Here is a 25,045-nt window from a genome sequence, read left to right on the forward strand (position 1 = left end):
AACCGCACCACGCTCTGTGACAAACGTGGGGTTGTTCGTGGTTTCAGAACCAACACAGTGGACGCGAGCAACTGAGGACAAGCCCTCGGCCTATTAGTACCAGTCACCTCCACCCGTTACCGGGCTTCCAGATCTGGCCTATCAACCCAGTCGTCTACTGGGAGCCTTAACCCCTCAAGGGGGTGGGAATACTCATCTCGAAGCAGGCTTCCCGCTTAGATGCTTTCAGCGGTTATCCTTTCCGAACGTAGCCAACCAGCCATGCCCTTGGCAGGACAACTGGCACACCAGAGGTTCGTCCGTCCCGGTCCTCTCGTACTAGGGACAGCCCTTCTCAATATTCCTACGCGCACAGCGGATAGGGACCGAACTGTCTCACGACGTTCTAAACCCAGCTCGCGTACCGCTTTAATGGGCGAACAGCCCAACCCTTGGGACCGACTCCAGCCCCAGGATGCGACGAGCCGACATCGAGGTGCCAAACCATCCCGTCGATATGGACTCTTGGGGAAGATCAGCCTGTTATCCCCGGGGTACCTTTTATCCGTTGAGCGACGGCGCTTCCACAAGCCACCGCCGGATCACTAGTCCCGACTTTCGTCCCTGCTCGACCCGTCGGTCTCACAGTCAAGCTCCCTTGTGCACTTACACTCAACACCTGATTACCAACCAGGCTGAGGGAACCTTTGGGCGCCTCCGTTACTCTTTAGGAGGCAACCGCCCCAGTTAAACTACCCATCAGACACTGTCCCTGATCCGGATCACGGACCCAGGTTAGACATCCAGCACGACCAGAGTGGTATTTCAACGACGACTCCACAACCACTGGCGTGGCCGCTTCAAAGTCTCCCACCTATCCTACACAAGCCGAACCGAACACCAATATCAAACTGTAGTAAAGGTCCCGGGGTCTTTCCGTCCTGCTGCGCGAAACGAGCATCTTTACTCGTAGTGCAATTTCACCGGGCCTATGGTTGAGACAGTCGAGAAGTCGTTACGCCATTCGTGCAGGTCGGAACTTACCCGACAAGGAATTTCGCTACCTTAGGATGGTTATAGTTACCACCGCCGTTTACTGGCGCTTAAGTTCTCAGCTTCGCACACCCGAAAGTGCACTAACCGGTCCCCTTAACGTTCCAGCACCGGGCAGGCGTCAGTCCGTATACATCGCCTTACGGCTTCGCACGGACCTGTGTTTTTAGTAAACAGTCGCTTCTCGCTGGTCTCTGCGGCCACCCCCAGCTCGGAGAGCAAGTCTCCTCACCAGTGATGGCCCCCCTTCTCCCGAAGTTACGGGGGCATTTTGCCGAGTTCCTTAACCATAGTTCACCCGAACGCCTCGGTATTCTCTACCTGACCACCTGAGTCGGTTTAGGGTACGGGCCGCCATGAAACTCGCTAGAGGCTTTTCTCGACAGCATAGGATCATCCACTTCACCACAATCGGCTCGGCATCAGGTCTCAGCCTTAATGTGTGACGGATTTACCTATCACACGGCCTACACCCTTACCCCGGGACAACCACCGCCCGGGCTGGACTACCTTCCTGCGTCACCCCATCACTCACCTACTACAAGTCTGGTCCGTCGGCTCCACCACTTTCCTTTCCCCGAAGGGTCCGGAACGGCTTCACGGACTTAGCATCGCCTGATTCAATGTTTGACGCTTCACAGCGGGTACCGGAATATCAACCGGTTATCCATCGACTACGCCTGTCGGCCTCGCCTTAGGTCCCGACTTACCCTGGGCAGATCAGCTTGACCCAGGAACCCTTAGTCAATCGGCGCACACGTTTCTCACGTGTGTATCGCTACTCATGCCTGCATTCTCACTCGTGAACCGTCCACAACTCGCTTCCGCGGCTGCTTCACCCGGCACACGACGCTCCCCTACCCATCACGATCCCCGTTGGGGGTATATATCGCAATGACACGACTTCGGCGGTACGCTTGAGCCCCGCTACATTGTCGGCGCGGAATCACTAGACCAGTGAGCTATTACGCACTCTTTCAAGGGTGGCTGCTTCTAAGCCAACCTCCTGGTTGTCTGTGCGACTCCACATCCTTTCCCACTTAGCGTACGCTTAGGGGCCTTAGTCGATGCTCTGGGCTGTTTCCCTCTCGACCATGGAGCTTATCCCCCACAGTCTCACTGCCGTGCTCTCACTTACCGGCATTCGGAGTTTGGCTAAGGTCAGTAACCCGGTAGGGCCCATCGCCTATCCAGTGCTCTACCTCCGGCAAGAAACACACGACGCTGCACCTAAATGCATTTCGGGGAGAACCAGCTATCACGGAGTTTGATTGGCCTTTCACCCCTAACCACAGGTCATCCCCCAGGTTTTCAACCCTGGTGGGTTCGGTCCTCCACGAAGTCTTACCTCCGCTTCAACCTGCCCATGGCTAGATCACTCCGCTTCGGGTCTTGAGCGCGCTACTGAATCGCCCTATTCGGACTCGCTTTCGCTACGGCTTCCCCACACGGGTTAACCTCGCAACGCACCGCAAACTCGCAGGCTCATTCTTCAAAAGGCACGCAGTCACGACTGCATGTGCAAGCACATACAGCGACGCTCCCACGGCTTGTAGGCACACGGTTTCAGGTACTATTTCACTCCGCTCCCGCGGTACTTTTCACCATTCCCTCACGGTACTATCCGCTATCGGTCACCAGGGAATATTTAGGCTTAGCGGGTGGTCCCGCCAGATTCACACGGGATTTCTCGGGCCCCGTGCTACTTGGGTGTCTCTCAAACGAGCCGCTGATGTTTCGACTACGGGGGTCTTACCCTCTACGCCGGACCTTTCGCATGTCCTTCGCCTACATCAACGGTTTCTGACTCGTCTCACAGCCGGCAGACTGTGAAGAGAGATCCCACAACCCCACATGCGCAACCCCTGCCGGGTATCACACGCATATGGTTTGGCCTCATCCAGTTTCGCTCGCCACTACTCCCGGAATCACGGTTGTTTTCTCTTCCTGCGGGTACTGAGATGTTTCACTTCCCCGCGTTCCCTCCACACTGCCTATGTGTTCAGCAGCGGGTGACAGCCCATGACGACTGCCGGGTTTCCCCATTCGGAAACCCCCGGATCAAAGCCTGGTTGACGGCTCCCCGGGGACTATCGTGGCCTCCCACGTCCTTCATCGGTTCCTGGTGCCAAGGCATCCACCGTGCGCCCTTAAAAACTTGGCCACAGATGCTCGCGTCCACTGTGCAGTTCTCAAACAACGACCAACCACCCGTCACAACCCACCGAAGCAGATTTTTACCGGGGTCGGCATCGAAGGACAGGCTTCACAGCCCGTACCTTCAGACACCCAACAGCGTGCCCGACCCGGTCCCGCCCGGAGATCATGCTTTCCACGCTCCGAAGAGCAGTACTCACAGCCTCCGACCCGTGAACCCGGTCGAATAGTCAACGTTCCACCCTTGAGCAACCACCGCCGGACGTTTGCCGGCGAAATGGCTCTTGGACCACCAGGCAGAACCCGGCAGCCAAAGTGCTCCTTAGAAAGGAGGTGATCCAGCCGCACCTTCCGGTACGGCTACCTTGTTACGACTTCGTCCCAATCGCCAGTCCCACCTTCGACAGCTCCCTCCCCACAAGGGGGTTGGGCCACCGGCTTCGGGTGTTACCGACTTTCGTGACGTGACGGGCGGTGTGTACAAGGCCCGGGAACGTATTCACCGCAGCAATGCTGATCTGCGATTACTAGCAACTCCGACTTCATGGGGTCGAGTTGCAGACCCCAATCCGAACTGAGACAGGCTTTTTGAGATTCGCTCCGCCTCGCGGCATCGCAGCTCATTGTACCTGCCATTGTAGCACGTGTGCAGCCCAAGACATAAGGGGCATGATGACTTGACGTCGTCCCCACCTTCCTCCGAGTTGACCCCGGCAGTCTCCTGTGAGTCCCCATCACCCCGAAGGGCATGCTGGCAACACAGAACAAGGGTTGCGCTCGTTGCGGGACTTAACCCAACATCTCACGACACGAGCTGACGACAGCCATGCACCACCTGTATACCGACCACAAGGGGGGCACCATCTCTGATGCTTTCCGGTATATGTCAAGCCTTGGTAAGGTTCTTCGCGTTGCGTCGAATTAAGCCACATGCTCCGCTGCTTGTGCGGGCCCCCGTCAATTCCTTTGAGTTTTAGCCTTGCGGCCGTACTCCCCAGGCGGGGAACTTAATGCGTTAGCTGCGGCACCGACGACGTGGAATGTCGCCAACACCTAGTTCCCACCGTTTACGGCGTGGACTACCAGGGTATCTAATCCTGTTCGCTCCCCACGCTTTCGCTCCTCAGCGTCAGTAATGGCCCAGAGATCCGCCTTCGCCACCGGTGTTCCTCCTGATATCTGCGCATTTCACCGCTACACCAGGAATTCCGATCTCCCCTACCACACTCTAGCCTGCCCGTATCGACTGCAGACCCGGGGTTAAGCCCCGGGCTTTCACAACCGACGTGACAAGCCGCCTACGAGCTCTTTACGCCCAATAATTCCGGACAACGCTTGCGCCCTACGTATTACCGCGGCTGCTGGCACGTAGTTAGCCGGCGCTTCTTCTGCAGGTACCGTCACTTTCGCTTCTTCCCTGCTGAAAGAGGTTTACAACCCGAAGGCCGTCATCCCTCACGCGGCGTCGCTGCATCAGGCTTTCGCCCATTGTGCAATATTCCCCACTGCTGCCTCCCGTAGGAGTCTGGGCCGTGTCTCAGTCCCAGTGTGGCCGGTCGCCCTCTCAGGCCGGCTACCCGTCGTCGCCTTGGTGAGCTTCTACCTCACCAACAAGCTGATAGGCCGCGGGCTCATCCTGCACCGCCGGAGCTTTCAACCCCCTCCCATGCGAGAGGGGGTGTTATCCGGTATTAGACCCCGTTTCCAGGGCTTGTCCCAGAGTGCAGGGCAGATTGCCCACGTGTTACTCACCCGTTCGCCACTAATCCACCCCGAAGGGCTTCATCGTTCGACTTGCATGTGTTAAGCACGCCGCCAGCGTTCGTCCTGAGCCAGGATCAAACTCTCCGTGAATGTTTTCCCGTAATCGGGACTACACCACGAGAGCGGAACCGTCGGGAGGAATAATCCCCACGATTCACTGCGTCCTCGCTAGTGCGCCTCACCCCGGTGTGGGAGTGAGGACTTTTTCAAAGGAACCTCCAACCCACCAAAGGTGGGCCGGGGTTGTCAATCTGGCGTTGACTTTTGGCACGCTGTTGAGTTCTCAAGGAACGGACGCTTCCTTTGTACTCACCCGAGAGACTCTCTCAGGCTTTCCTCCGGGCAGTTTCCCTTCGGTCTTGCGTTTCCGACTCTATCAGACTCTTTCGTGTCCGATTTCCTCGGTGCCTTTCAGGTTTCTGCTCCGGCCTTTCGGCTTTCGCGTTTCCCTTTCCGGCGGTTCCGACTTTATCAGAGATTCTGAGTCGGAATTTCCGGCCCACTCGGGGAGGTTTGATCGGGCACGTAAGTGCGCCGGGTTCCCCTTGGGCGGAGCCGTAAACCTAGTGGAGCGGGGCGCCTCGATGCAAATCGAGGCGCCCCGCTCCTCAGGTGCTTCAGACCTCCACGACGACCGGGAGGATCATCGGGCGCCGGCGGTAGGTGTCGGAGACCCACTTTCCCAGCGTGCGGCGGATGAGTTGCTGCAGCTGGTGGGGTTCGACGACACCGTCCTGGGCCGACTTGTCCAGGACTTCCTGGATCCGCGGCATGACGGCGCTGAACGCCGAGTCGTCGATGCCGGAACCACGTGCCTGGATGGTCGGACCGCTGGTGATCTTGCCGGTGCTGGAGTCCACCACCACGAAGACCGAGATGATGCCCTCGTCGCCAAGGATCTTGCGGTCCTTGAGCGCGGGTTCGCCGACGTCACCGACCGAGAGGCCGTCCACGTAGACGTAACCGGCCTGGACCTTGCCGACGATCCTTGCCTTGCCCTCGACGAGGTCGACGACGACGCCGTCCTCGGCGATCACGATGCGGTCGTGCGGAACGCCGGTGAGGGCGCCGAGCTCAGCGTTGGCGCGCAGGTGGCGCCATTCGCCGTGGACCGGCATCAGGTTCTTCGGCTTGCAGATGTTGTAGAAGTACAGCAGCTCGCCGGCCGAGGCGTGGCCCGAGACGTGGACCTTGGCATTGCCCTTGTGGACGACGTTCGCGCCCCAGCGGGTCAGGCCGTTGATGACGCGGTACACCGCGTTCTCGTTGCCCGGGATCAGGGACGACGCCAGGATCACCGTGTCCCCGGAGACGATCCGGATCTGGTGGTCGCGGTTGGCCATGCGGGACAGCGCGGCCATCGGTTCGCCCTGCGAGCCGGTGCAGACGAGGACGATCTCGTTGTCCGGGAGGTCGTCGAGCGTCTTGACGTCCACGACCAGGCCCGGCGGGACCTTCAGGTAGCCGAGGTCACGGGCGATGCCCATGTTGCGCACCATCGAGCGGCCGACGAAGGCGACCCGGCGGCCGTACTCGTGAGCGGCGTCCAGGATCTGCTGGATGCGGTGCACGTGGCTGGCGAAGGACGCGACGATGATGCGCTTCTGAGCGCCGGCGAAGACGCCGCGGATCACGTTCGAGATGTCGCGCTCGGGCGGGACGAAGCCCGGGACCTCCGCGTTCGTCGAGTCGGTGAGGAGAAGGTCGATGCCTTCCTCGCCGAGCTTGGCGAACGTGGGGAGGTCGGTGAGGCGGCGGTCCAGCGGGAGCTGGTCCATCTTGAAGTCGCCAGTGTGGACGACCATGCCGGCAGGCGTGCGGATGGCGACCGCGAGCGCGTCCGGGATGGAGTGGTTGACCGCCACGAACTGGCAGTCGAAGGGGCCCAGGCGTTCGCGGTCGCCCTCGGCGACCTCGAGCGTGTACGGGCGGATGCGGTGCTCCTGGAGCTTCGCCTCGATGAGGGCGAGCGTCAGCTTGGAGCCGATCAGCGGGATGTCCGGCTTCTCGCGCAGGAGGTACGGGACGCCGCCGATGTGGTCCTCGTGGCCGTGCGTGAGCACGATGCCGTCGATGTCGTCGAGGCGGTCCCTGATGGACGTGAAGTCCGGCAGGATCAGGTCGATGCCGGGCTGCTCCTCCTCGGGGAAGAGCACGCCGCAGTCGACGATGAGCAGGCGGCCGTCGTACTCGAAGACCGTCATGTTGCGGCCGATCTCACCGAGGCCGCCGAGCGGGGTGACGCGCAGGCCGCCCTTCGGGAGCTTCGGCGGGGCGCCGAGTTCAGGATGCGGATGACTCAAAAGACTCTCCTCACCACGCGCGCCACGTACCTGTTAGGCACGTGGCGCGCGTGACGTTCGTGCAGTAGCAGTTGTCTTGTGTGGGTGCAGGAGCTGTGCCCTGCGGTCGTGCGTATTCAGTTGTGAAGTCTGTGTTTAGAGCTGTACCCCGCCCGCGGCGAGATCGATCTTGAGCTGGGCGGTCTCGTCGGGCGTCAGCTCCACGAGGGGCAGGCGCAGCGGACCGGCGGGCTGGCCCTGGAGGGCGAGTGCCGCCTTGGTCGTGATGACGCCCTGCGTGCGGAACATGCCCGTGAAGACCGGGAGCAGCTTCTGGTGGATCTCGGTGGCCTTCTGCACGTCGCCGCTGACGAACGCGTCGAGCATGGCGCGCAGGTCGGGGGTGACGACATGGCCGACGACGGAGACGAAGCCGACCGCGCCCACGGAGAGCAGCGGCAGATTGAGCATGTCGTCGCCGGAGTACCAGGCGAGGCCGGAGCGGGCGATGGCCCAGCTGGCGCGGCCGAGGTCGCCCTTGGCGTCCTTGTTGGCGACGATGCGCGGGTGCTCCGCGAGGCGGACGATCGTCTCGGTGTTGATGGGTACGCCGCTGCGGCCCGGGATGTCGTACAGCATCACCGGCAGCTCGGTGGCGTCGGCGATCGCGGTGAAGTGTCGCAGGAGGCCTTCCTGCGGGGGCTTGTTGTAGTACGGCGTCACCGTGAGCAGGCCGTGCGCTCCGGCCTTTTCGGCGGCGCGCGCGAGCTCGATGCTGTGGCGGGTGTCGTTCGTACCGACGCCGGCGATGACATGGGCACGGTCGCCGACCGCCTGTCGCACGGCTCGTACGAGATCCGATTTCTCCGCGTCGCTGGTGGTCGGGGACTCGCCGGTGGTGCCGTTGACGACGAGTCCGTCGTTGCCTGCGTCCACCAGGTGGGCGGCGAGTCGCTGCGCGCCGTCGAGGTCAAGTGCGCCGTCCGCCGCGAACGGCGTGACCATAGCGGTGAGGACCCGCCCGAAGGGGGTCTGCGGAGTGGAGGTCGGAGCCATGGGTAATACGCTACTCGCTGCTCAGCGCGCGGTCCCCCCTCGGGGGATGCCAGGGGGCGTGGCGGGGGTGGATCCCGGCACTGCCTGCTCGGGGGTTCAAGCAGTGCCGGGTCCGTTTGATCAGGCTAGATGAACTTTCCGAAATGCCGCAATACGGACACTTCGCACGGCTGAACCGTACATCTGTACCGAATCAACGTTTCCCTGGCTACGGTGCGACCCGGCCGTTCCCGTTGAATGCGGCGTAGGTGAGCGGCATGAGCTTGGCCCACTCCGCCTCCATCTTCTCGCCGACCATCTCGATCTCCCGCTGCGGGAAGGACGGGACCTTGGCCAGCTCGTGCTGGGTGCGCAGGCCGAGGAAGTGCATCAGGGAGCGTGCGTTGCACGTCGCGTACATCGAGGAGAAAAGGCCGACCGGGAGGACCGAACGGGCCACCTCGCGGGCGACGCCCGCGGCGAGCATCTCTTGGTACGCCTCGTACGCCTGGCGGTACGAGTCCTCCATCACGCGGCCGGTGAGCTCCTGCTGGCCCTGCGTGCCCTCGACGAACTGGTACTTGCCGGGGCGGCCCTGCTGCACCAGCTTGCGGGAGGCCTCCGGGACGTAGAAGACCGGCTGGAGCTCCCTGTAGCGGCCCGACTCCTCGTTGTACGACCAGCCCGCGCGGTGTCGCATGAACTCGCGGAACACGAAGATCGGGGCGTTGATGAAGAACGTCATCGAGTTGTGCTCGAAGGGGCTGCCGTGACGGTCCCGCATCAGGAAGTTGATCAGGCCCTTGGAGCGCTCCGGGTCCTTGGTCAGCTCGTCGAGGGACTGCTCTCCCGCGGTGGAGACGCGGGCGGCGAACAGCACGTCGGTGTCGCTCGCGGTGTGCTTGACCAGCTCGACCGTCACGTCGCCGCGGAAGGTCGGCTTGAGGTCGTCAGCAGGGGTTTCGGTCACGGTTCGAGGGGTCCTTCCATCACTTCGCTCGGGCGGCGCCCACTCTACGGGCAGGCTCTGACAACGGGGCATTCGGTCGCGCCTCGCGACATTCCGATCCGAACATCGCCGAACTTCTGTTAATTCGGCGAAACAGGGCACCTTTTGGGGCATCCGTACGTCTGTATGGGTAACGGGGCGGTTCGTTCGCCGCTCTCGGCGCTCTGACCTCATTCGATGGCCGGAGCCGTTCCATGATCCGAACGTTTCGATCTTGACGAGGAGAAGCAGCACCCATGTTCCGTCGGCGCGAGCCCGTTCCGTTCGCCTTCATCGCCGAAGCCGACAAGTTCCGCAGTAACGTCACTCCGCCCCCGCGCGAACGCGCGTCGGCCGGCCAGATCGCCGGTCGCTCGCTCGTCGGCCTCACCGTCGTCGCCGGGCTCGTGGGCGCCCTGCTCCTGGGGATGCCCGCCCTGTCGTCCGGTCAGGCACCGGCGCACACGCAGCAGTCCGAAGCGTCCGACGGTCGCTGACCGGCCTGCCCCCGTCCGGCCCCCCAGGGGTGGAAGGCAGGCGCACGCCTAGGTAGCCTCACCGGGCACAGCCCGAATACAGCGTGGATTGAGTGAGGACCAGTCGTGCCCCTGCCCTTCCTGACGGCCGACCGCGCTTTTGACGAGGTGGCCGACGACGTCGCGCTGCCTTTCGACGATCGCGACCAATGGCGGCGTCCCTACCGGCCGGGGCCGTGGCGCGTGGGATTCGCCGCACTGCTCCTGCTGCTCGCCTCGTACGTCATGTTCGCCGCGGTGATCATCGCCTTCACGGGTGGTCTCGGCGGGGGCGCGGTGTGCGGTCTCATCGCACTGCTCATCATCGGGGCGGCACTGCGGCTGCTGCGGATGGGAACGTGGGTGAGCGCACACGGCCTGCGCCGGGTGGCCTTCTTCCAGACCCAGACGGTCCCGTGGGCCCAGGTCGTGACGGTCCGTACGGTCCAGCAGCCGGTCCGCTGGCTCGGACTCCCCCGCACGGTGCAGGGGCAGGCGCTGCTCCTCGTACGGCGGGACAAGGCCGATGAGAGTTCGGCCCTGGTCACCAGTCACGGCGCGGACTTCCTCGCGCGGACCGAGGCCTTCGACCGGGCGTCGGACACGATCGAGGTGTGGGCCGAGGAGTACCGGCCGCAGCACGCCTGAACGAGGCATACGTGAAGGGCCGCGCCGGAACACCGGCGCGGCCCTTCACATGTACTCGGGACGCACACGTCCTCAGACGCTGACCGTCCTGCCCTCCTGGAGGGCGATGGCGCGCTGCATCGCCTTGCGGGCGCGCGGGGTGTCCCGTGCGTCGCGATAGGCCACGGCGAGGCGGAACCAGCAGCGCCAGTCCCCCGGGGTGTCCTCGGTCTCCGCCTTGCGCCGGGCGAAGACCTCGTCGGCGGAGTCGCGGTCGATGCGGCCGTACTGGTCGCGGCGCAGCTCGTCCACGGGCAGGCCGCCCTCGGCCTCCAGGAGATCGGCGAGGCGGTTCGCCTTGCGGACGAACTGGGTGTTGGCCCAGAGGAACCACAGGCCGATCACCGGCAGGATCAGCACGGCCACGCCGAACGTGACGGTGAGCAGGGTGCCCTGCTCGATGAGGAGCAGGCCACGGCTGCCGACCAGGACGAAGTAGAAGACCAGGACGAGGGCGGTGACCAGGTAGGTGAGCTTTGCGCGCATGAGGTCCGTCAGACGTTCAGGTCGAGGAAGTGTTCCAGGCCGAAGGTGAGGCCGGGAGTGGTCACGACGCGGCGGGCGCCGAGCAGGATGCCCGGCATGAAGCTGCTGTGGTGCAGCGAGTCGTGGCGGATGGTCAGCGTCTCGCCCTCGCCGCCCAGGAGTACCTCCTGGTGGGCGAGGAGGCCTCGCATGCGCACGGAGTGGACCGGGACGCCGTCGACGTCCGCGCCGCGGGCGCCGTCGAGAGCGGTGGCCGTGGCGTCCGGCTGCGGGGCGCTGCCGGCCTTCTCACGGGCCGCCGCGATGAGCTGCGCCGTACGGGCGGCCGTGCCGCTGGGCGCGTCCACCTTCTTCGGGTGGTGCAGCTCGATGACCTCGACGGACTCGAAGTACGGCGCCGCGGCCTCGGCGAACTTCATAGTGAGGACGGCCCCGATGGAGAAGTTCGGGGCGATGAGCACGCCTGTCCGCGGGGAGTCCGCGAGCCAGGTGGTGAGCTTGGCGAGGCGGTCGTCGGTCCAGCCGGTGGTGCCGACGACGGCGTGGATGCCGTGGCGTACGCAGAAGTCGAGGTTGTCCATCACCGAGTCGGGCGTGGTCAGTTCGACCGCGACCTGGGCGCCGGACTCCGTGAGGGTCTCCAGCTTGTCGCCCCGGCCGAGGGCCGCGACCAGTTCCATGTCGTCGGCGGCCTCGACGGCCCGTACGGCCTCGGAGCCGATGCGGCCCCCGGCGCCGAGGACCGCCACGCGCAGCTTGCTCATCTTCTTCGTTCCTTACGCGAGTTGCGAACGGGTGGGCTACGCCACCGCTTCGTGCAGGCGCGCCGCCTGCTTGTCCTTGAGCGGGCCGATGACCGACAGCGAGGGGCGCTGCCCCAAGATGTCGCGGGCCACCGCGCGCACCTCGTCGGGGGTGACCGAGGCGATCTCCTCCAGCATGTCGCTGACGGACATCTGCTCGCCCCAGCAGAGCTCGCTCTTGCCGATGCGGTTCATGAGGGCGCCGGTGTCCTCGAGGCCGAGGACCGTGGAGCCGGAGAGCTGGCCGATGGCGCGGCCGATCTCGTCGTCGGACAGGCCGTGCTCCGCGACGTGGGTGAGCTCGTCGCGGCAGATCTTGAGCACGTCGTGGACCTGGCTGGGCCGGCAGCCCGCGTAGACCCCGAAGAGGCCGCAGTCCGCGAAGCCCGACGTGTACGAGTACACGCTGTAGGCGAGGCCGCGCTTCTCCCTGACCTCCTGGAAGAGGCGGGACGACATGCCGCCGCCCAGGGCGGTGTTGAGGACGCCCATGGCCCAGCGGCGCTCGTCGGTGCGGGCGAGGCCCGGCATGCCGAGGATGACGTGGGCCTGCTCGGTCTTGCGGCCGAGGAGCTCCATGCGGCCGGCCGCGCGCACGGGCTTGCGGCCGTCGCGCGGGGCCATGGGGACGGCGTCGGTGCGGGTGAGGGCTCCGGCCTTCTCGAAGGCGGCGCGCACCTGGCGTACGACCTTGTTGTGGTCGACGTTGCCCGCGGCGGCGACGACGAGGTGCGTCGGGTCGTAGTGCTTCTTGTAGAAGCGGGCGATCTGGCCGCGGTTCAGTGCGTTGATCGTGTCGACCGTGCCGAGGACCGGGCGGCCCAGCGGGGTGTCGCCGAGCATCGTGTGCGCGAACAGGTCGTGCACACAGTCGCCCGGGTCGTCCTCCGTCATCGCGATCTCTTCGAGGATCACACCGCGCTCGGCGTCGACGTCGGCTTCCTCGATGAGGGAGCCGGTCAGCATGTCGCAGACGACGTCGATCGCGAGGGGGAGGTCGGTGTCGAGCACGCGCGCGTAGTAGCACGTGTACTCCTTCGCCGTGAAGGCGTTCATCTCGCCGCCGACCGCGTCGATCGTGGAGGAGATGTCGAGGGCGCTCCGGCGGGAGGTGCCCTTGAAGAGGAGGTGCTCGAGGTAATGCGTCGCGCCGTTCAGCGTGGGCGTCTCGTCGCGGGAGCCGACGTTCGCCCAGATACCGAAGGTCGCGGAGCGTACGGAGGGCAGCGTCTCGGTGACGATGCGCAGGCCGCCGGGGAGGGTGGTCCTGCGGACCGTACCGATGCCGTTCTCGCCCTTGATCAGGGTTTGGGTACGGGCGACGGCCCGCGCCTCCGAGGAGGTGCGGGCCGTCGCCTTGGAGCTACGGGACGTCACTTGTCGGTGTCGTCCTTCGTCTCGTCGCCCTCTTCGCCCTCGACGACGGGGATGAGGGAGAGCTTGCCGCGGGAGTCGATCTCGGCGATCTCGACCTGGACCTTGGCGCCCACGCCGAGAACGTCCTCGACGTTCTCCACGCGCTTGCCGCCGGCCAGCTTGCGGATCTGCGAGATGTGCAGCAGGCCGTCCTTGCCCGGGAGCAGGGACACGAACGCACCGAAGGTCGTCGTCTTCACGACGGTGCCCAGGTAACGCTCGCCGACCTCCGGCATGGTCGGGTTGGCGATCGAGTTGATCGTGGCGCGCGCGGCCTCGGCCTGCGAGCCCTGCTGGGCACCGATGTAGATGGTGCCGTCGTCCTCGATCGTGATGTCGGCGCCGGTGTCCTCCTGGATCTGGTTGATCATCTTGCCCTTCGGGCCGATGACCTCACCGATCTTGTCCACGGGGATCTTGACCGTGATGATCCGCGGGGCGTTCGGGGACATCTCGTCCGGCGTGTCGATCGCTTCCATCATCACGTCGAGGATGTGGAGGCGGGCGTCGCGGGCCTGCTTGAGGGCCGCGGCCAGGACGGAGGCCGGGATGCCGTCCAGCTTGGTGTCGAGCTGGAGAGCGGTGACGAAGTCCTTGGTGCCGGCGACCTTGAAGTCCATGTCACCGAAGGCGTCCTCCGCACCGAGGATGTCGGTGAGGGCGACGTAGTGCGTCTCGCCCTTGATCTCCTGGGAGATCAGGCCCATGGCGATACCGGCGACGGGGGCCTTCAGCGGCACACCGGCGTTCAGCAGCGACATGGTGGAGGCGCAGACCGAGCCCATGGACGTCGAGCCGTTGGAACCGAGGGCCTCGGAGACCTGACGGATCGCGTACGGGAACTCCTCGCGCGTCGGCAGGACCGGCACGATGGCGCGCTCGGCGAGCGCACCGTGGCCGATCTCGCGGCGCTTCGGGGCGCCTACGCGGCCCGTCTCGCCGACCGAGTAGGGCGGGAAGTTGTAGTTGTGCATGTAGCGCTTGCGGGTCACCGGGGAAAGGGTGTCCAGCTGCTGCTCCATACGGAGCATGTTGAGGGTGGTGACGCCCAGGATCTGGGTCTCGCCACGCTCGAACAGCGCCGAGCCGTGCACGCGCGGGATGGCCTCGACCTCGGCGGCGAGCGTACGGATGTCCGTGACGCCACGGCCGTCGATGCGGACCTTGTCCTTGATGACGCGCTCGCGGACCAGGGACTTCGTCAGCGCGCGGTACGCCGCCGAGATCTCCTTCTCGCGGCCCTCGAACTTCGGGAGCAGCTTCTCGGCGGCCAGACCCTTGACGCGGTCGAGCTCGGCCTCGCGGTCCTGCTTGCCGGCGATGGTGAGCGCCTGGGCGAGCTCGGTCTTGACGGCGGCCGTGAGGGCCTCGAGCACGTCGTCCTCGAAGTCGAGGAAGATCGGGAACTCGCCGGTCGGCTTGGCGGCCTTGGCGGCCAGCTCCGACTGGGCCTTGCAGAGGACCTTGATGAACGGCTTCGCGGCCTCGAGACCGGCGGCGACGACCTCTTCGGTCGGCGCCTGGGCGCCGCCCTTGACGAGCTCGATGGTCTTCTCGGTGGCCTCGGCCTCGACCATCATGATCGCGACGTCGCCGTCCTCGAGGACGCGACCGGCGACGACCATGTCGAAGACGGCGTCCTCGAGCTCGGTGTGCGTCGGGAACGCGACCCACTGGCCCTTGATCAGCGCGACACGGGTGCCGCCGACCGGGCCGGAGAAGGGCAGGCCGGCCAGCTGCGTGGAGCAGGAGGCGGCGTTGATGGCGACCACGTCGTACAGGTGGTCGGGGTTGAGCGCCATGACCGTCTCGACGACCTGGATCTCGTTGCGAAGGCCCTTCTTGAAGGACGGACGCAGCGGGCGGTCGATGAGGCGGCAGGTCAGGACCGCGTCCTCGGAGGGACGGCCCTCACGGCGGAAGAAGGAGCCGGGGATCTTGCCGGCCGAGTACATCCGCTCCTCGACATCCACCGTGAGGGGGAAGAAGTCGAGCTGGTCCTTGGGCTTCTTCGAAGCGCTCGTGGCCGACAGCACCATGGTGTCGTCGTCCAGGTACGCCACGGCGGAGCCGGCGGCCTGACGGGCCAGACGGCCCGTCTCGAAGCGGATGGTGCGGGTGCCGAAGGTGCCGTTGTCAATGACGGCCTCGGCGTAGTGGGTCTCGTTCTCCACTAGCGTTTTCTCCGTTACTTTTCGTCTTTTGTCCCGTTCCGCCCGTGTGGCGGAGGGACGGGGCCGGAGAAGCGCGCCTTGTGTGCGGGCCGGTCTTCGATCGAAGCACCCGGGGTGGACGGGATCCGTCTCCCGGGGGCCACTACCGAGGACCGGCGGCGGCGAGGGTGCGCTTCTCCTCGTGCGGTGATGCGTGCGCAGCGATGCGGTGCCACTGGGGGCGGTGCATCGATGCGGTGCATGCATGCGGTGATGCGTGCGGTGGTGCTTTTGTTCGTGTGTCCCAGACTACAAAGCGTCTGTGACACTTCGCACGTACAGCAAAGGGAGCGGCCCCCTGTCGGTGGGAACCGCTCCCTTCACGGCGTCTTAGCGGGCGCCGGCCGCACCGCGGCGGATGCCGAGGCGCTCGACCAGGGCGCGGAAGCGCTGAATGTCCTTCTTGGCCAGGTACTGCAGAAGGCGGCGACGCTGGCCGACCAGGATCAGCAGACCACGACGGGAGTGGTGGTCGTGCTTGTGCGTCTTGAGGTGCTCGGTCAGGTCCGAGATCCGGCGGGACAGCATGGCGACCTGGACCTCGGGGGAGCCGGTGTCGCCCTCCTTCTGGCCGAACTCGGTGATGATCTGCTTCTTCGTAGCGGCGTCGAGCGACACGCGTACTCCTCGTAGTCTTTTCGTGGCCACCGAGTGCCCCTGGTCCACATCTCAGGGGAGCTTCCGATACTCGGGAGGCGAGGTCCGCTGGGCGCAGTCTTCAGATTCCGGAGAACCGGAGACCTGAGGGCGCGTACACAAACGGCCGTCACACAGCGTACCAGCCACTCCGTGTGCACCCGACCGTGGGCCCGATGCGGCCCACGGCGCCTTGATGCGGTCCGGTCAGCCGGTCATAGAGCGGGCCTTCGTGTACACGTCGAAGACAGCGAGCGTCAGCGGGACCAGCGTGAGCAGGACGAACGTCTCCGCGATCTCCATGAAGCGTCCCCAGAAGGGGCTGACTCCGCGGCGGGGCGTGATCAGGCCGATCGATGTGATCAGCGCCGTGGCCGCCGCGATCACCGCGACGAGCCAGACCGTGCGGATGTTGAGGGCCGTGGGGTCGTTCTTCATGAAGAAGTCGGTCAGGTAGTCCACCGGCGGGTGGAGGGAGAGGCCGAGGCCCAGCAGGACGAGGGCGGCGAGGCCTGCGGCGAGGAGGGAGGCGACCTGTGCGGTGTAGCGGAAGAGCTGGGCGCGCATCAGCATCGCGACGCCGGTGGCGAAGGCCAGGAGCTGACCCCAGACGCCGTTCGAGAAGCCGAGGACGGCCGCGGCGCCTACTGACACCAGGGCGCAGCCGCCGACCAGGCCGACGAGCAGCTCGTGGCCGCGGCGGGCCTGGGCCGCGATGCGGTCGGCCTCGACGGGCTCCTGGTTCGCGGGGTCGCTGCCGTACTCGCCGCGGGCCATGCTCGGCGGTTCGAAGCCGATGGGGAGGCGGGCGAAGCGCATGGAGAGGCCCGGCAGGAAGGCGAGGGCCCCTACGGAGACGGGCGCGCACAGGCCGGCGGTCTCCACGGCTGTCAGGTCCGTGAGGATGGCGATGAAGGTCGCGAGCAGACCGATGGCCGACGCGAAGACGAAGGCCACGAAGGGACCGTCGCCGCCCGGCGAGACCAGGGTGAGGACCACGGAGGCGATCAGTACGGCTGTGCAGGCCAGCAGGAACTGGAGGCGGCCGATTCCCTGGTGGTCGGCGAGGGGCAGCAGGCCCGAGCCTGCCACCGCCACGTTCGGCAGGGCGCCGAGTCCGAGAGCGATGGCCGAGCCGCGGTCGTCGTAGACCCGGGCCCGCACGCCCGCGAGGACGACGAGGAGGAGGCCGGCCACCGCGGCGAGGATGCCCTGGAGGCTGTGCATGTTGTGGTGCGGCTCGGCCGTCCACGTGACGAAGGCCAGGAGGGCGGGCAGGACGCCGCCGCCGATGAGTCCGGCGCCGCGGGTCAGGTCGCCGTTCCACAGGGTGCGGTCGCGGGTGACGGCCGAGGCGACCGCTTCGGAGACGTCGTCGAAGACGGCCGGCGGCAGTGACTCGGAGAACGGGCGCAGGGTGAGCAGCTCGCCGTCGAGGATGCGCTGCGCGGCGAAGGACCGGGCGCTGTCGAGGACGGTGCCGTCGCGGCGTACGAGGTGATAGCCGACCGGTGCGCCCTCGGCGGGGCTCTGCTGGGAGAGCCGCAGGATCTCCGGATTGAGGTCGGCGACCGGGACGTCGTCGGGCAGTGCCACGTCGATCCGGCTGTCGGGCGCGACGATGGTGACGCGGCAGAAGCCGAGGCCCGTGCCGGCCCCCGAAGGGGCTCCGGTGCCCGCTCCGCCGGTCGCGCCGGCCGTCGCGGAAGCGGAAGCCGTCATGCTCACCTGCTGTTCCCCCTCGGTTGGTGTGTCCGGTGATGCAGCCGGATGTGGAGGTGTTGTGTACGCCGCTCGCGCGCGTCCCCGCTGCCCGTCAACGGGGCTGCCAGGACCGGCGTTGGCGGTCCCGCTCGCTCCCGACGGCGTGAAATGCCCTGATTCTCCGGGCGATCCACGGTGCTCGACTGCACCTCCGGCACCCTACCGCCCACCGTTGTCAGTGACCGTCAGTAGGATCGCAAATCACGATCGACGTCCGCCTGACACGGGGCGGCGGACGGAACACCTCGGTCCGGCAAGGGAATTGGTGCGAAGTGAGTCACATCGTCGTGAAGCGCCCGCCTCGGGCGCTGCCGTCCGAAGTGCCCACGGAAGAGGTGGTCCTGCAGCCTCCGCCCGAGCTGCCGCGCGGGCAGCAGGAGGGCGCGATGATGCAGCTCCTGCCGATGCTCGGCATGGGCGGATCCGTTGTCTTCTTCTTCAACGGCCAGGGTGGGCCGTTCATGAAGATCATGGGCATGGTGATGATCGCGTCGACCCTGGCCATGGGCATCGCGATGCTGGTGCGCTACCGCCGCGGCTCGCAGGGCCAGATGGCGGACATGCGCCGCGACTATCTGCGTTATCTGTCGCAAACCCGGCGCGACGCCACGAAGACCGCGAGGAAGCAGCGCGACGCGCAGTACTACCTGCACCCCTCGCCCGAGCAGCTGTGGGCGCTCGTCGCCGAGGGCAGCCGCGTCTGGGAACGGCGCACGGGCGACGAGGACTTCGGGCAGGTACGCGTCGGCCTCGGCCCGCAGGGGCTCGCCACTCCGCTGGTGCCCCCGCAGACCGCGCCCGTGGACGAGTTGGAGCCGCTGACGGCGGGCGCCATGCAGCGCTTCCTCGCCGCGCACGGCACGCTCGAGGACCTGCCGATGGCGGTCTCGCTGCGGGCCTTCTACCACGTGACGGTCAGCGGTGAGCGGCAGACGGTGCGCGGCACGGCCCGCGCCGTGGTCGCCTCGCTCGCGTCGCTGCACTCCCCCGAGGACCTGGTGATCGCCGTGGCGACGGGCCGGGAGTCCGCGCCGCAGTGGGAGTGGGCCAAGTGGCTGCCCCACAGCCAGGCCCCGGGCCAGACGGACGGCGCCGGCAGCCGCCGTCTGATCACCACCGACCCGATGGAGCTGGAGGCGATGCTGACCACGCGCCTCCAGGGCCGTCCGCGCTTCCACCCCGGTGGGGCGCCCGTCCCCGAGCAGCCGCACCTCGTCGTCGTGCTCGACGGCGTGTCCCTGCCGCCGATGTCGATGCTGGCCAGCCCCGAAGGACTGCAGGGTGTGTCCGTCGTCGAGGTCGTGCCGGGCGACCTGACGACCGGCCGCGGCGACCTCTCGATCGTCGTGCAGCCCCGCACCCTGACGCTGGAGTCGGCGCACGGCGTGGTCTACGAGGGCACGCCCGACCTGCTCTCCTACGAGGCGGCGGACGCGCTGGCGCGCCAGTTGGCGCCGCTGCGCATGGCCTCGGGCGGCGACGACGACGAACCGCTGCTGGCGAACCTGGACTTCACGGATCTGCTGAGCCTCGGCGACGCCGCGTCCGTGGACACCAAGCGCACTTGGCGCCCGCGCTCGCAGGCGGAGCGGCTGCGCGTGCCGATCGGCGTCGGCGAGGACGGCCGGCCCGTCATGCTCGACCTCAAGGAAGCGGCCCAGGAGGGCATGGGCCCGCACGGCCTGTGTGTCGGTGCGACGGGTTCCGGAAAATCGGAGCTCCTGCGCACCCTCGTCCTCGGCCTCGCGGTCACGCACTCCTCCGAGACGCTGAACTTCGTACTCGCCGACTTCAAGGGCGGTGCGACGTTCGCGGGCATGGCCCAGATGCCGCACGTCGCGGCGGTCATCACCAACCTCGCGGACGACCTGACGCTCGTCGACCGCATGGGCGACTCCATCCGCGGTGAGCTCAACCGCCGCCAGGAGATGCTCCGCGACGCGGGCAACTACGCGAACATCCACGACTACGAGAAGGCGCGCGCGGCCGGCGCCCCGCTCCAGCCGATCCCGTCCCTCGTCCTCGTGATCGACGAGTTCAGCGAGCTGTTGACGGCCAAGCCCGACTTCATCGAGATGTTCGTGCAGATCGGCCGCATCGGCCGTTCGCTGGGCGTGCATCTGCTCCTCGCCTCGCAGCGCCTCGAAGAGGGCCGGCTGCGCGGCCTGGAGACCTACCTCTCGTACCGGATCGGTCTGCGGACCTTCTCCGCCGCCGAGTCCCGCGCGGCGCTCGGCGTGCCCGACGCGTACGAGCTGCCGAACGTGCCGGGTTCCGGCTTCCTGAAGTTCGGCACGGACGAGATGGTCCGCTTCAAGGCGGCGTACGTGTCCGGGACCTACCGCTCCGGTTCCGCTCAGACGGCGGTGGCGGGCGGGCCCCTTCCGATGGACCGGCGGCCGGTGCTGTTCACGGCGGCCGAGGTGCCGGTGCAGTACGTGGCCGTGCCCCAGCAGCGCCCCGAGACCACGACCACGACCGACGACGCGCTCTCGGACACCGTGCTCGACGTGATCGTGCGCCGGCTCGAGGCGCAGGGTCCGGCGGCCCACCAGGTGTGGCTGCCGCCCCTGGACAGCCCGCCGTCGCTCGACAGTCTCCTTCCCGGCCTCGCCGCCGTGCAGGGCCGCGGCCTCACACAGCCCGGCTACGAGGGCGCGGGACGGCTCATCGTCCCGGCAGGCCTCGTCGACAAGCCGTACGAGCAGCGGCGCGACCCGCTGTGGTGCGACTTCTCGGGTGCGGCCGGCCATATGCAGATCCTGGGCGGCCCGCAGTCCGGCAAGTCGACGCTGCTGCGTTCACTCATCGCCTCGTTCGCCCTGACGCACACCCCGTACGAAGTGCAGTTCTACGGGCTCGACTTCGGTGGTGGCGGTCTGTCGGCCGTCGCCGGGCTGCCGCACGTCGGCGGCGTGGCCTCCCGCCTCGACCCCGAGAAGGTACGGCGGACGGTCTCCGAGGTCTACGGCGTGATGATGCGCCGCGAGGAGTACTTCCGCTCCTCCGGCATCGCCTCGATCGGCGACTTCCGCGCACGCAGGGCGCGCGGCGACATCTCGGTCACCGACCAGCCGTGGGGGGACGTCTTCCTCGTCATCGACGGCTGGGGCAACTTCCGTACGGACTACGAGGGTCTGGAGCCGGCGGTGCTCGACATCGCGGCCCGCGGCCTGGGCTACGGCATCCACCTGGTGCTGACGGCCTCGCGGTCCATGGAGGTCAGGGCGAACATGAAGGACCACCTCATGAACCGCCTAGAGCTGCGGCTCGGCGACACGATGGACTCCGAGTTCGACCGTAAGGTCGCGGCGAACGTGCCGACGGGCGTGCCCGGCCGCGGCCAGTCTCCGCAGAAGCAGCACTTCATGGCGGCGGTCCCGCGGATCGACGGCCTCTCGTCGGACACGGACCTGGCCGAGGCCACGACGGCGCTGACCGCCGAGGTGACCCGGCACTGGACGGCGCCCGGCGCCCCCGAAGTGCGGCTGCTTCCACGCGAGTTCGCGGCGGACCGGCTGCCCCCGGGGAACCTGTTCCCGGACCGCGGTGTGTCCTTCGCGCTCGACGAGGACAACCTGGAGCCGGTGTTCCTCGACTTCGAACAGGACCCGTTCTTCCTCATCTTCGGAGAGAGCGAGTCCGGCAAGTCGAACCTGCTGCGCCTGCTCATCAAGCGCCTCACCGAGCGCTACGACGGCGACTCGTGCAAGCTCTTCGTGGTCGACAACCGCCGCGGCCTGCTGGACGTGACCCCGCCCTCGCACCTGGCGGAGTACATCCCCATGTCGAACTCGATGGGGCACCACATGGACGCGCTCGCCGACCTGATGCAGCGGCGTACGCCGACGGCGGAGGTGACGGCGCAGCAGCTGCGGGACCGCAGCTGGTGGCGCGGTCCGAACGTCTTCGTGATCATCGACGACTACGACCTGGTGTCCACGTCGAGCGGCAACCCGCTCTCGGGCCTGACCGAACTGCTCCCGTTCGCGCGGGACGTCGGCGTCCGCTTCATCATCGCCCGCTCCTCGGCGGGCGGCGGCCGGGCCGCGTACGAGCCGTTCATCCAGCGCATGAAGGAGCTCGGCGCCCAGGGCCTCGTCCTGGCCGGCGACCCGGGCGAGGGCGAGCTTGTCGGCGGCGTGCGGCCGCGGCCGATGCCGGCGGGCCGTGGCGTCTTCGTCTCGCGCAAGCGGGGGAAGCCGTTGGTCCAGACGGGGTGGATGGGCGAGGAGCACGTGTGAGCCAAGCTCCGGCGACCGTAGGGCCGTACCGGGTCATCGCCCCCTTTCAGGCGACCCTCGGTCAACTGCCCGTGGCGGAAAGCCGGTTCCTCGCACGGTCGGGCGACGGCGAGCGCACCGTCCTCGTCTGCGTGCCCCTTCCCGATTCGGATCGCGGGAGGTGGGCGGTGGAGGCGGCGACCGCCGCAAGTCTTTCGGTGCCGGGGTTCCTCCCCGTCATCGAGGCCGACACGACCGCGGAACTCCCTTGGTACGCAACGCCATACGTCCCTCTGCTCACCCTGCCCGAGGCGCTGGCCGCTCACGGAGGTCCTCTCCCGGAGCGCACCGTCCTGGCCTTGGGTTCGTCGTTGGCGGCAGGCCTGGCGGCAGCACACGCGAAGGGTGTGGTGCACGCCGGGCTGTCCCCGTCAGCGGTGTTCCTCTCGACCGAAGGGCCACGTGTCGGCAGTTTCGGCGCGGTCCGCGCCGCCGGACCCGACGGCGAGGCGCGCGGCGGCATCCCGTGGCTGACGGCCGGTTGCGTCGCGCCCGAGCAGGCCGCGGGCGGACGCCCCCGGCCGCTCGGTGACGTCCATGCGCTCGGCGCGGTGCTCGCCTTTGCGGCAACGGGACACACCGCCCCGGAGCGCGACGAGCTGCCCGCTTCCCTGCGTGCCGCCATCGCCGCCTGCCTCTCGCGTGACCCGGCACGACGTCCGCAGGCCGCCGAGTTGATGCACCGGTTGACGCCCACGGCTGTGGCATCGCAGGCCACCGTCCTCGACACCACCGCGACTCTCCCCCTCCCTGCCCGCATCATCGCCGCGCTGGCCCGCCAGTCGGCCTCGGTGCTCGCCGCGGATCCCCCACTCGCTCCGAGGTGACCGGCCCCCGATGCTCTCCCCTCTCACGCACGACGACCCCGCCGCGATCGGCGCGTACCGCCTCGTCGCGCGCCTCGGCAGCGGCGGCATGGGCACCGTCTATCTCGCCCGTACGGCGTCGGGCCGTACCGCCGCGCTCAAGACCATGCACGCCCGGATCGCTGCCGATCCGGAGTCCCGAACGCGCTTCCGGCTCGAGATCGATGCGGCGCGGGTGATCGGGGGACGGTACGGCGCCCAGGTCTTCGACGCGGACGCCATGGCCGCCACCCCGTGGCTCGCCACGGAGTACGTGCTCGGACCGCCGCTGGGCGAGGCCGTCGCCACGAGCGGTCCGCTGCCACAGGCAGCGGTACGCGCGCTGGGTGCAGCCTTGTGCGAGGCACTGGCCCAGCTGCACAGTTCAGATGTCGTGCACCGCGATCTCAAGCCGTCCAACATCATGGTCACCGCCGACGGTCCACGACTCATCGACTTCGGTATCGCTCGCGCCATCGGCGACGACCGGCTCACCAGAACCGGCACGGCAGCGGGCACACCGGCCTTCATGTCTCCCGAGCAGGCCACCGGTGTCGAACACACGGCCTCGGGCGATGTCTTCGCCCTCGCGGGCGTGCTGGTGTTCGCGGCCACAGGCCGTGCGCCCTTCGGTTCGGGTCAGGCGGCGGACCTGCTGTACCGGGTGCGATACGCGCAGGCGGATCTGGCGGGAGTGCCGCCGGCCTTGGCGTCGGTACTCGCCATGTGCTTGAGCAAGGAGCCGGACCGGCGTCCGTCCACCGCCGAACTGCGGGAACAACTTGCCAGGCCCCAGGGCGAGTTCGCCTCCCATCTCCCGGACCCGCTGCTCCTCGAGATCGGCCGCCGGGCGACGGAGGTCTGGCGAACCACTACCCACCGGCTGCCCGCTCCTGCTTCCTCAGGGCACGCGTACGACACCACAGTCCACTCCGCGCGTTCCGTCCACCCCTCGCGCCGGAAGCTGCTCATCGGCGGAGGTTCGCTGCTGGCCCTGTCCGCCGCCGGCGCGGGCGCCTGGGCATGGGCCCGTTCCGGCCCTGACAGAGCAGCCCCCGCCGCCCTCTGGCGTACGGCCTTCCAGGCACCCACCGCACCGCGGCACACCCCGCCCATGGTGGTGGGTGACACCATCGTGGTGGACAGCGCGGTGGGAGTGCGCGGCTTCCGCGCCGACACAGGCGACGACGCCTGGAACACCACCGACAGATCGGGCCCTTGGCGCACCGCCACGGACGGCGAGCGGCTGTACACCCTCGCACCTGTCGATTCACACCCGTACGGATTCGCCGCCTCGGCGGTCAACCCGCGCGACGGCTCCACCCAGGGCTCCGCCATCCTCCTCAGCCGCTGGGCAGGAGGGCTGAGGAACGAGCAACTCCTCGCCGTGGGCGACGGTCGGGCCTTCGCCGTCGCCGGAGTCAAGACAGACCCGGACAAGGGCAGTCAGGCAACCTCGAACCCCAAGTCGTGGAGCCTGATCGCCATCGATCTCGCGACCGGCAAGGCCCTCTGGGACGAGACGCTCGCGCACCCCCCTGTGTCGGAACAGCGCTTCAGCGGCGCCCGCGCCGTGGGCGACCATCTCGTCGTGAGCAGCTTCGCGGGGTCTGGTCCCGCTGTCACGGTGTACGACACCGTGACAGGCGCGACCGCGTGGACGCGCCGGGCCGACAAGTCCGAATTCCACGGCGGAAGCAGTGAGTTGGCCACGGACGACAAGCGAGTCTTCTGGGGTGGGGAGGTACTTCGTGCACAGCTCCTCACCAACGGCCGAACCCTGTGGACGTACCGCGGCGGCGCGGCGTTCGGCACCCCGGTCGTACAGGACGGTGTGGTGTACGCCGTCGAAGCCGACGCAACACGTTCGCTCGTCGCCGTCGACGCGGCCACCGGAAAGCTGCTGTGGCGGGAGAAGGACTCGAACGCCTCTGCGGGCAGCCTCGATGTCGCCCCGGTCGTGGGCAAGAAGTACGTCTACAAGCATTCCGGTTCGGGAATCTGCGCAGTGGATGCCAGCAGCCGCACCCCGGCGTGGACCGTGCGCGCGGAGGCAACCTCCCTCACCGCCCAGCGCGCGAAGGCACGGCTCTTCGCTGTTGCGGACCGCTCCCTCGTCGCCCTGCCGCTGGAATAGCA

At 67.1% G+C, this 25,045-nt stretch carries 14 protein-coding genes and 2 rRNA genes; 5 read left to right on the plus strand and 11 right to left on the minus strand.

From position 1 onward, the window contains the following. Positions 1-73 precede the first annotated feature (73 nt). From OG574_RS16165 to thyX, 5 genes are all read right to left on the minus strand, one after another. Positions 74-3,196 (minus strand): 23S ribosomal RNA (locus OG574_RS16165). Positions 3,197-3,515: 319 nt separating this feature from the next. After that, a 16S ribosomal RNA gene (locus OG574_RS16170) occupies positions 3,516-5,043 on the minus strand. The 16S and 23S rRNA genes sit together here, the layout of an rRNA operon. Before the next feature lie 527 nt (positions 5,044-5,570). Beyond that, positions 5,571-7,256: a ribonuclease J gene (locus tag OG574_RS16175; protein ID WP_326773826.1), complete on the minus strand. Its 1,686-nt coding sequence runs from the start codon at positions 7,254-7,256 to the stop codon at positions 5,571-5,573. 135 nt (positions 7,257-7,391) lie between these two features. Further along, positions 7,392-8,291 (minus strand): 4-hydroxy-tetrahydrodipicolinate synthase, encoded by a 900-nt coding sequence (dapA, locus tag OG574_RS16180; RefSeq protein ID WP_326773827.1) that lies wholly within the window; start codon positions 8,289-8,291, stop codon positions 7,392-7,394. Between the two features lie 208 nt (positions 8,292-8,499). After that, positions 8,500-9,240, minus strand: coding sequence for an FAD-dependent thymidylate synthase (gene thyX / locus OG574_RS16185; protein WP_100595173.1), 741 nt, complete (start codon positions 9,238-9,240; stop codon positions 8,500-8,502). Between the two features lie 275 nt (positions 9,241-9,515). Between thyX and OG574_RS16190 the strand changes: the two genes are divergently transcribed. Beyond that, positions 9,516-9,755 (plus strand): hypothetical protein, encoded by a 240-nt coding sequence (locus OG574_RS16190; RefSeq protein ID WP_227297627.1) that lies wholly within the window; start codon positions 9,516-9,518, stop codon positions 9,753-9,755. A gap of 105 nt (positions 9,756-9,860) precedes the next feature. Further along, positions 9,861-10,421, plus strand: coding sequence for a PH domain-containing protein (locus tag OG574_RS16195; protein WP_326773828.1), 561 nt, complete (start codon positions 9,861-9,863; stop codon positions 10,419-10,421). 72 nt (positions 10,422-10,493) lie between these two features. On the opposite strand, the gene OG574_RS16200 is transcribed toward OG574_RS16195, so the two are convergent. From OG574_RS16200 to eccD, 6 genes are all read right to left on the minus strand, one after another. Further along, positions 10,494-10,946 (minus strand): tetratricopeptide repeat protein, encoded by a 453-nt coding sequence (locus OG574_RS16200; protein ID WP_100595170.1) that lies wholly within the window; start codon positions 10,944-10,946, stop codon positions 10,494-10,496. An 8-nt stretch (positions 10,947-10,954) separates the two neighbouring features. Then, positions 10,955-11,710: a 4-hydroxy-tetrahydrodipicolinate reductase gene (gene dapB / locus OG574_RS16205; protein ID WP_116509158.1), complete on the minus strand. Its 756-nt coding sequence runs from the start codon at positions 11,708-11,710 to the stop codon at positions 10,955-10,957. Between the two features lie 36 nt (positions 11,711-11,746). After that, positions 11,747-13,126, minus strand: a complete 1,380-nt coding sequence (locus OG574_RS16210; protein WP_326773829.1) for a M16 family metallopeptidase — start codon at positions 13,124-13,126, stop codon at positions 11,747-11,749. Beyond that, complete coding sequence (locus OG574_RS16215) at positions 13,123-15,339, minus strand: polyribonucleotide nucleotidyltransferase (protein ID WP_100595167.1); 2,217 nt, start codon at positions 15,337-15,339, stop codon at positions 13,123-13,125. Before OG574_RS16215 ends, OG574_RS16210 begins: the two co-directional genes overlap by 4 nt. A gap of 369 nt (positions 15,340-15,708) precedes the next feature. Next, a complete protein-coding gene (gene rpsO / locus OG574_RS16220) occupies positions 15,709-15,996 on the minus strand; it encodes a 30S ribosomal protein S15 (protein ID WP_100595166.1) in 288 nt (95 codons plus the stop codon). Positions 15,997-16,221: 225 nt separating this feature from the next. Continuing rightward, entirely contained in the window at positions 16,222-17,736 is a 1,515-nt protein-coding gene (gene eccD, locus OG574_RS16225; protein ID WP_326773830.1) for a type VII secretion integral membrane protein EccD, read from the minus strand. Between the two features lie 314 nt (positions 17,737-18,050). On the opposite strand from eccD, the gene eccCa reads away from it, so the two are divergent. The 3 genes from eccCa to OG574_RS16240 are packed head-to-tail and all read left to right on the plus strand — an operon-like array spanning position 18,051 to position 25,043. After that, positions 18,051-22,022, plus strand: coding sequence for a type VII secretion protein EccCa (gene eccCa, locus OG574_RS16230; RefSeq protein ID WP_326773831.1), 3,972 nt, complete (start codon positions 18,051-18,053; stop codon positions 22,020-22,022). Further along, positions 22,019-22,888, plus strand: a complete 870-nt coding sequence (locus OG574_RS16235) for a serine/threonine protein kinase (protein WP_326773832.1) — start codon at positions 22,019-22,021, stop codon at positions 22,886-22,888. Before eccCa ends, OG574_RS16235 begins: the two co-directional genes overlap by 4 nt. A 10-nt stretch (positions 22,889-22,898) precedes the next feature. Continuing rightward, positions 22,899-25,043, plus strand: a complete 2,145-nt coding sequence (locus tag OG574_RS16240; RefSeq protein WP_326773833.1) for a serine/threonine-protein kinase — start codon at positions 22,899-22,901, stop codon at positions 25,041-25,043. The last annotated feature ends 2 nt before the right edge of the window (positions 25,044-25,045 follow it).

This window comes from Streptomyces sp. NBC_01445, from assembly GCF_035918235.1.
Taxonomy (GTDB): Bacteria; Actinomycetota; Actinomycetes; order Streptomycetales; family Streptomycetaceae; genus Streptomyces.

What these genes read in the sequence shown, in the direction of transcription:
- dapA (WP_326773827.1), bottom strand. Translation starts at nt 8,291, where the DNA reads ATGGCTCCGACCTCCACTCCGCAGACCCCCTTCGGGCGGGTCCTCACC.
- OG574_RS16190 (WP_227297627.1), top strand. Translation starts at nt 9,516, where the DNA reads ATGTTCCGTCGGCGCGAGCCCGTTCCGTTCGCCTTCATCGCCGAAGCC.
- OG574_RS16200 (WP_100595170.1), bottom strand. Translation starts at nt 10,946, where the DNA reads ATGCGCGCAAAGCTCACCTACCTGGTCACCGCCCTCGTCCTGGTCTTC.
- dapB (WP_116509158.1), bottom strand. Translation starts at nt 11,710, where the DNA reads ATGAGCAAGCTGCGCGTGGCGGTCCTCGGCGCCGGGGGCCGCATCGGC.
- eccD (WP_326773830.1), bottom strand. Translation starts at nt 17,736, where the DNA reads ATGACGGCTTCCGCTTCCGCGACGGCCGGCGCGACCGGCGGAGCGGGC.
- OG574_RS16240 (WP_326773833.1), top strand. Translation starts at nt 22,899, where the DNA reads ATGCTCTCCCCTCTCACGCACGACGACCCCGCCGCGATCGGCGCGTAC.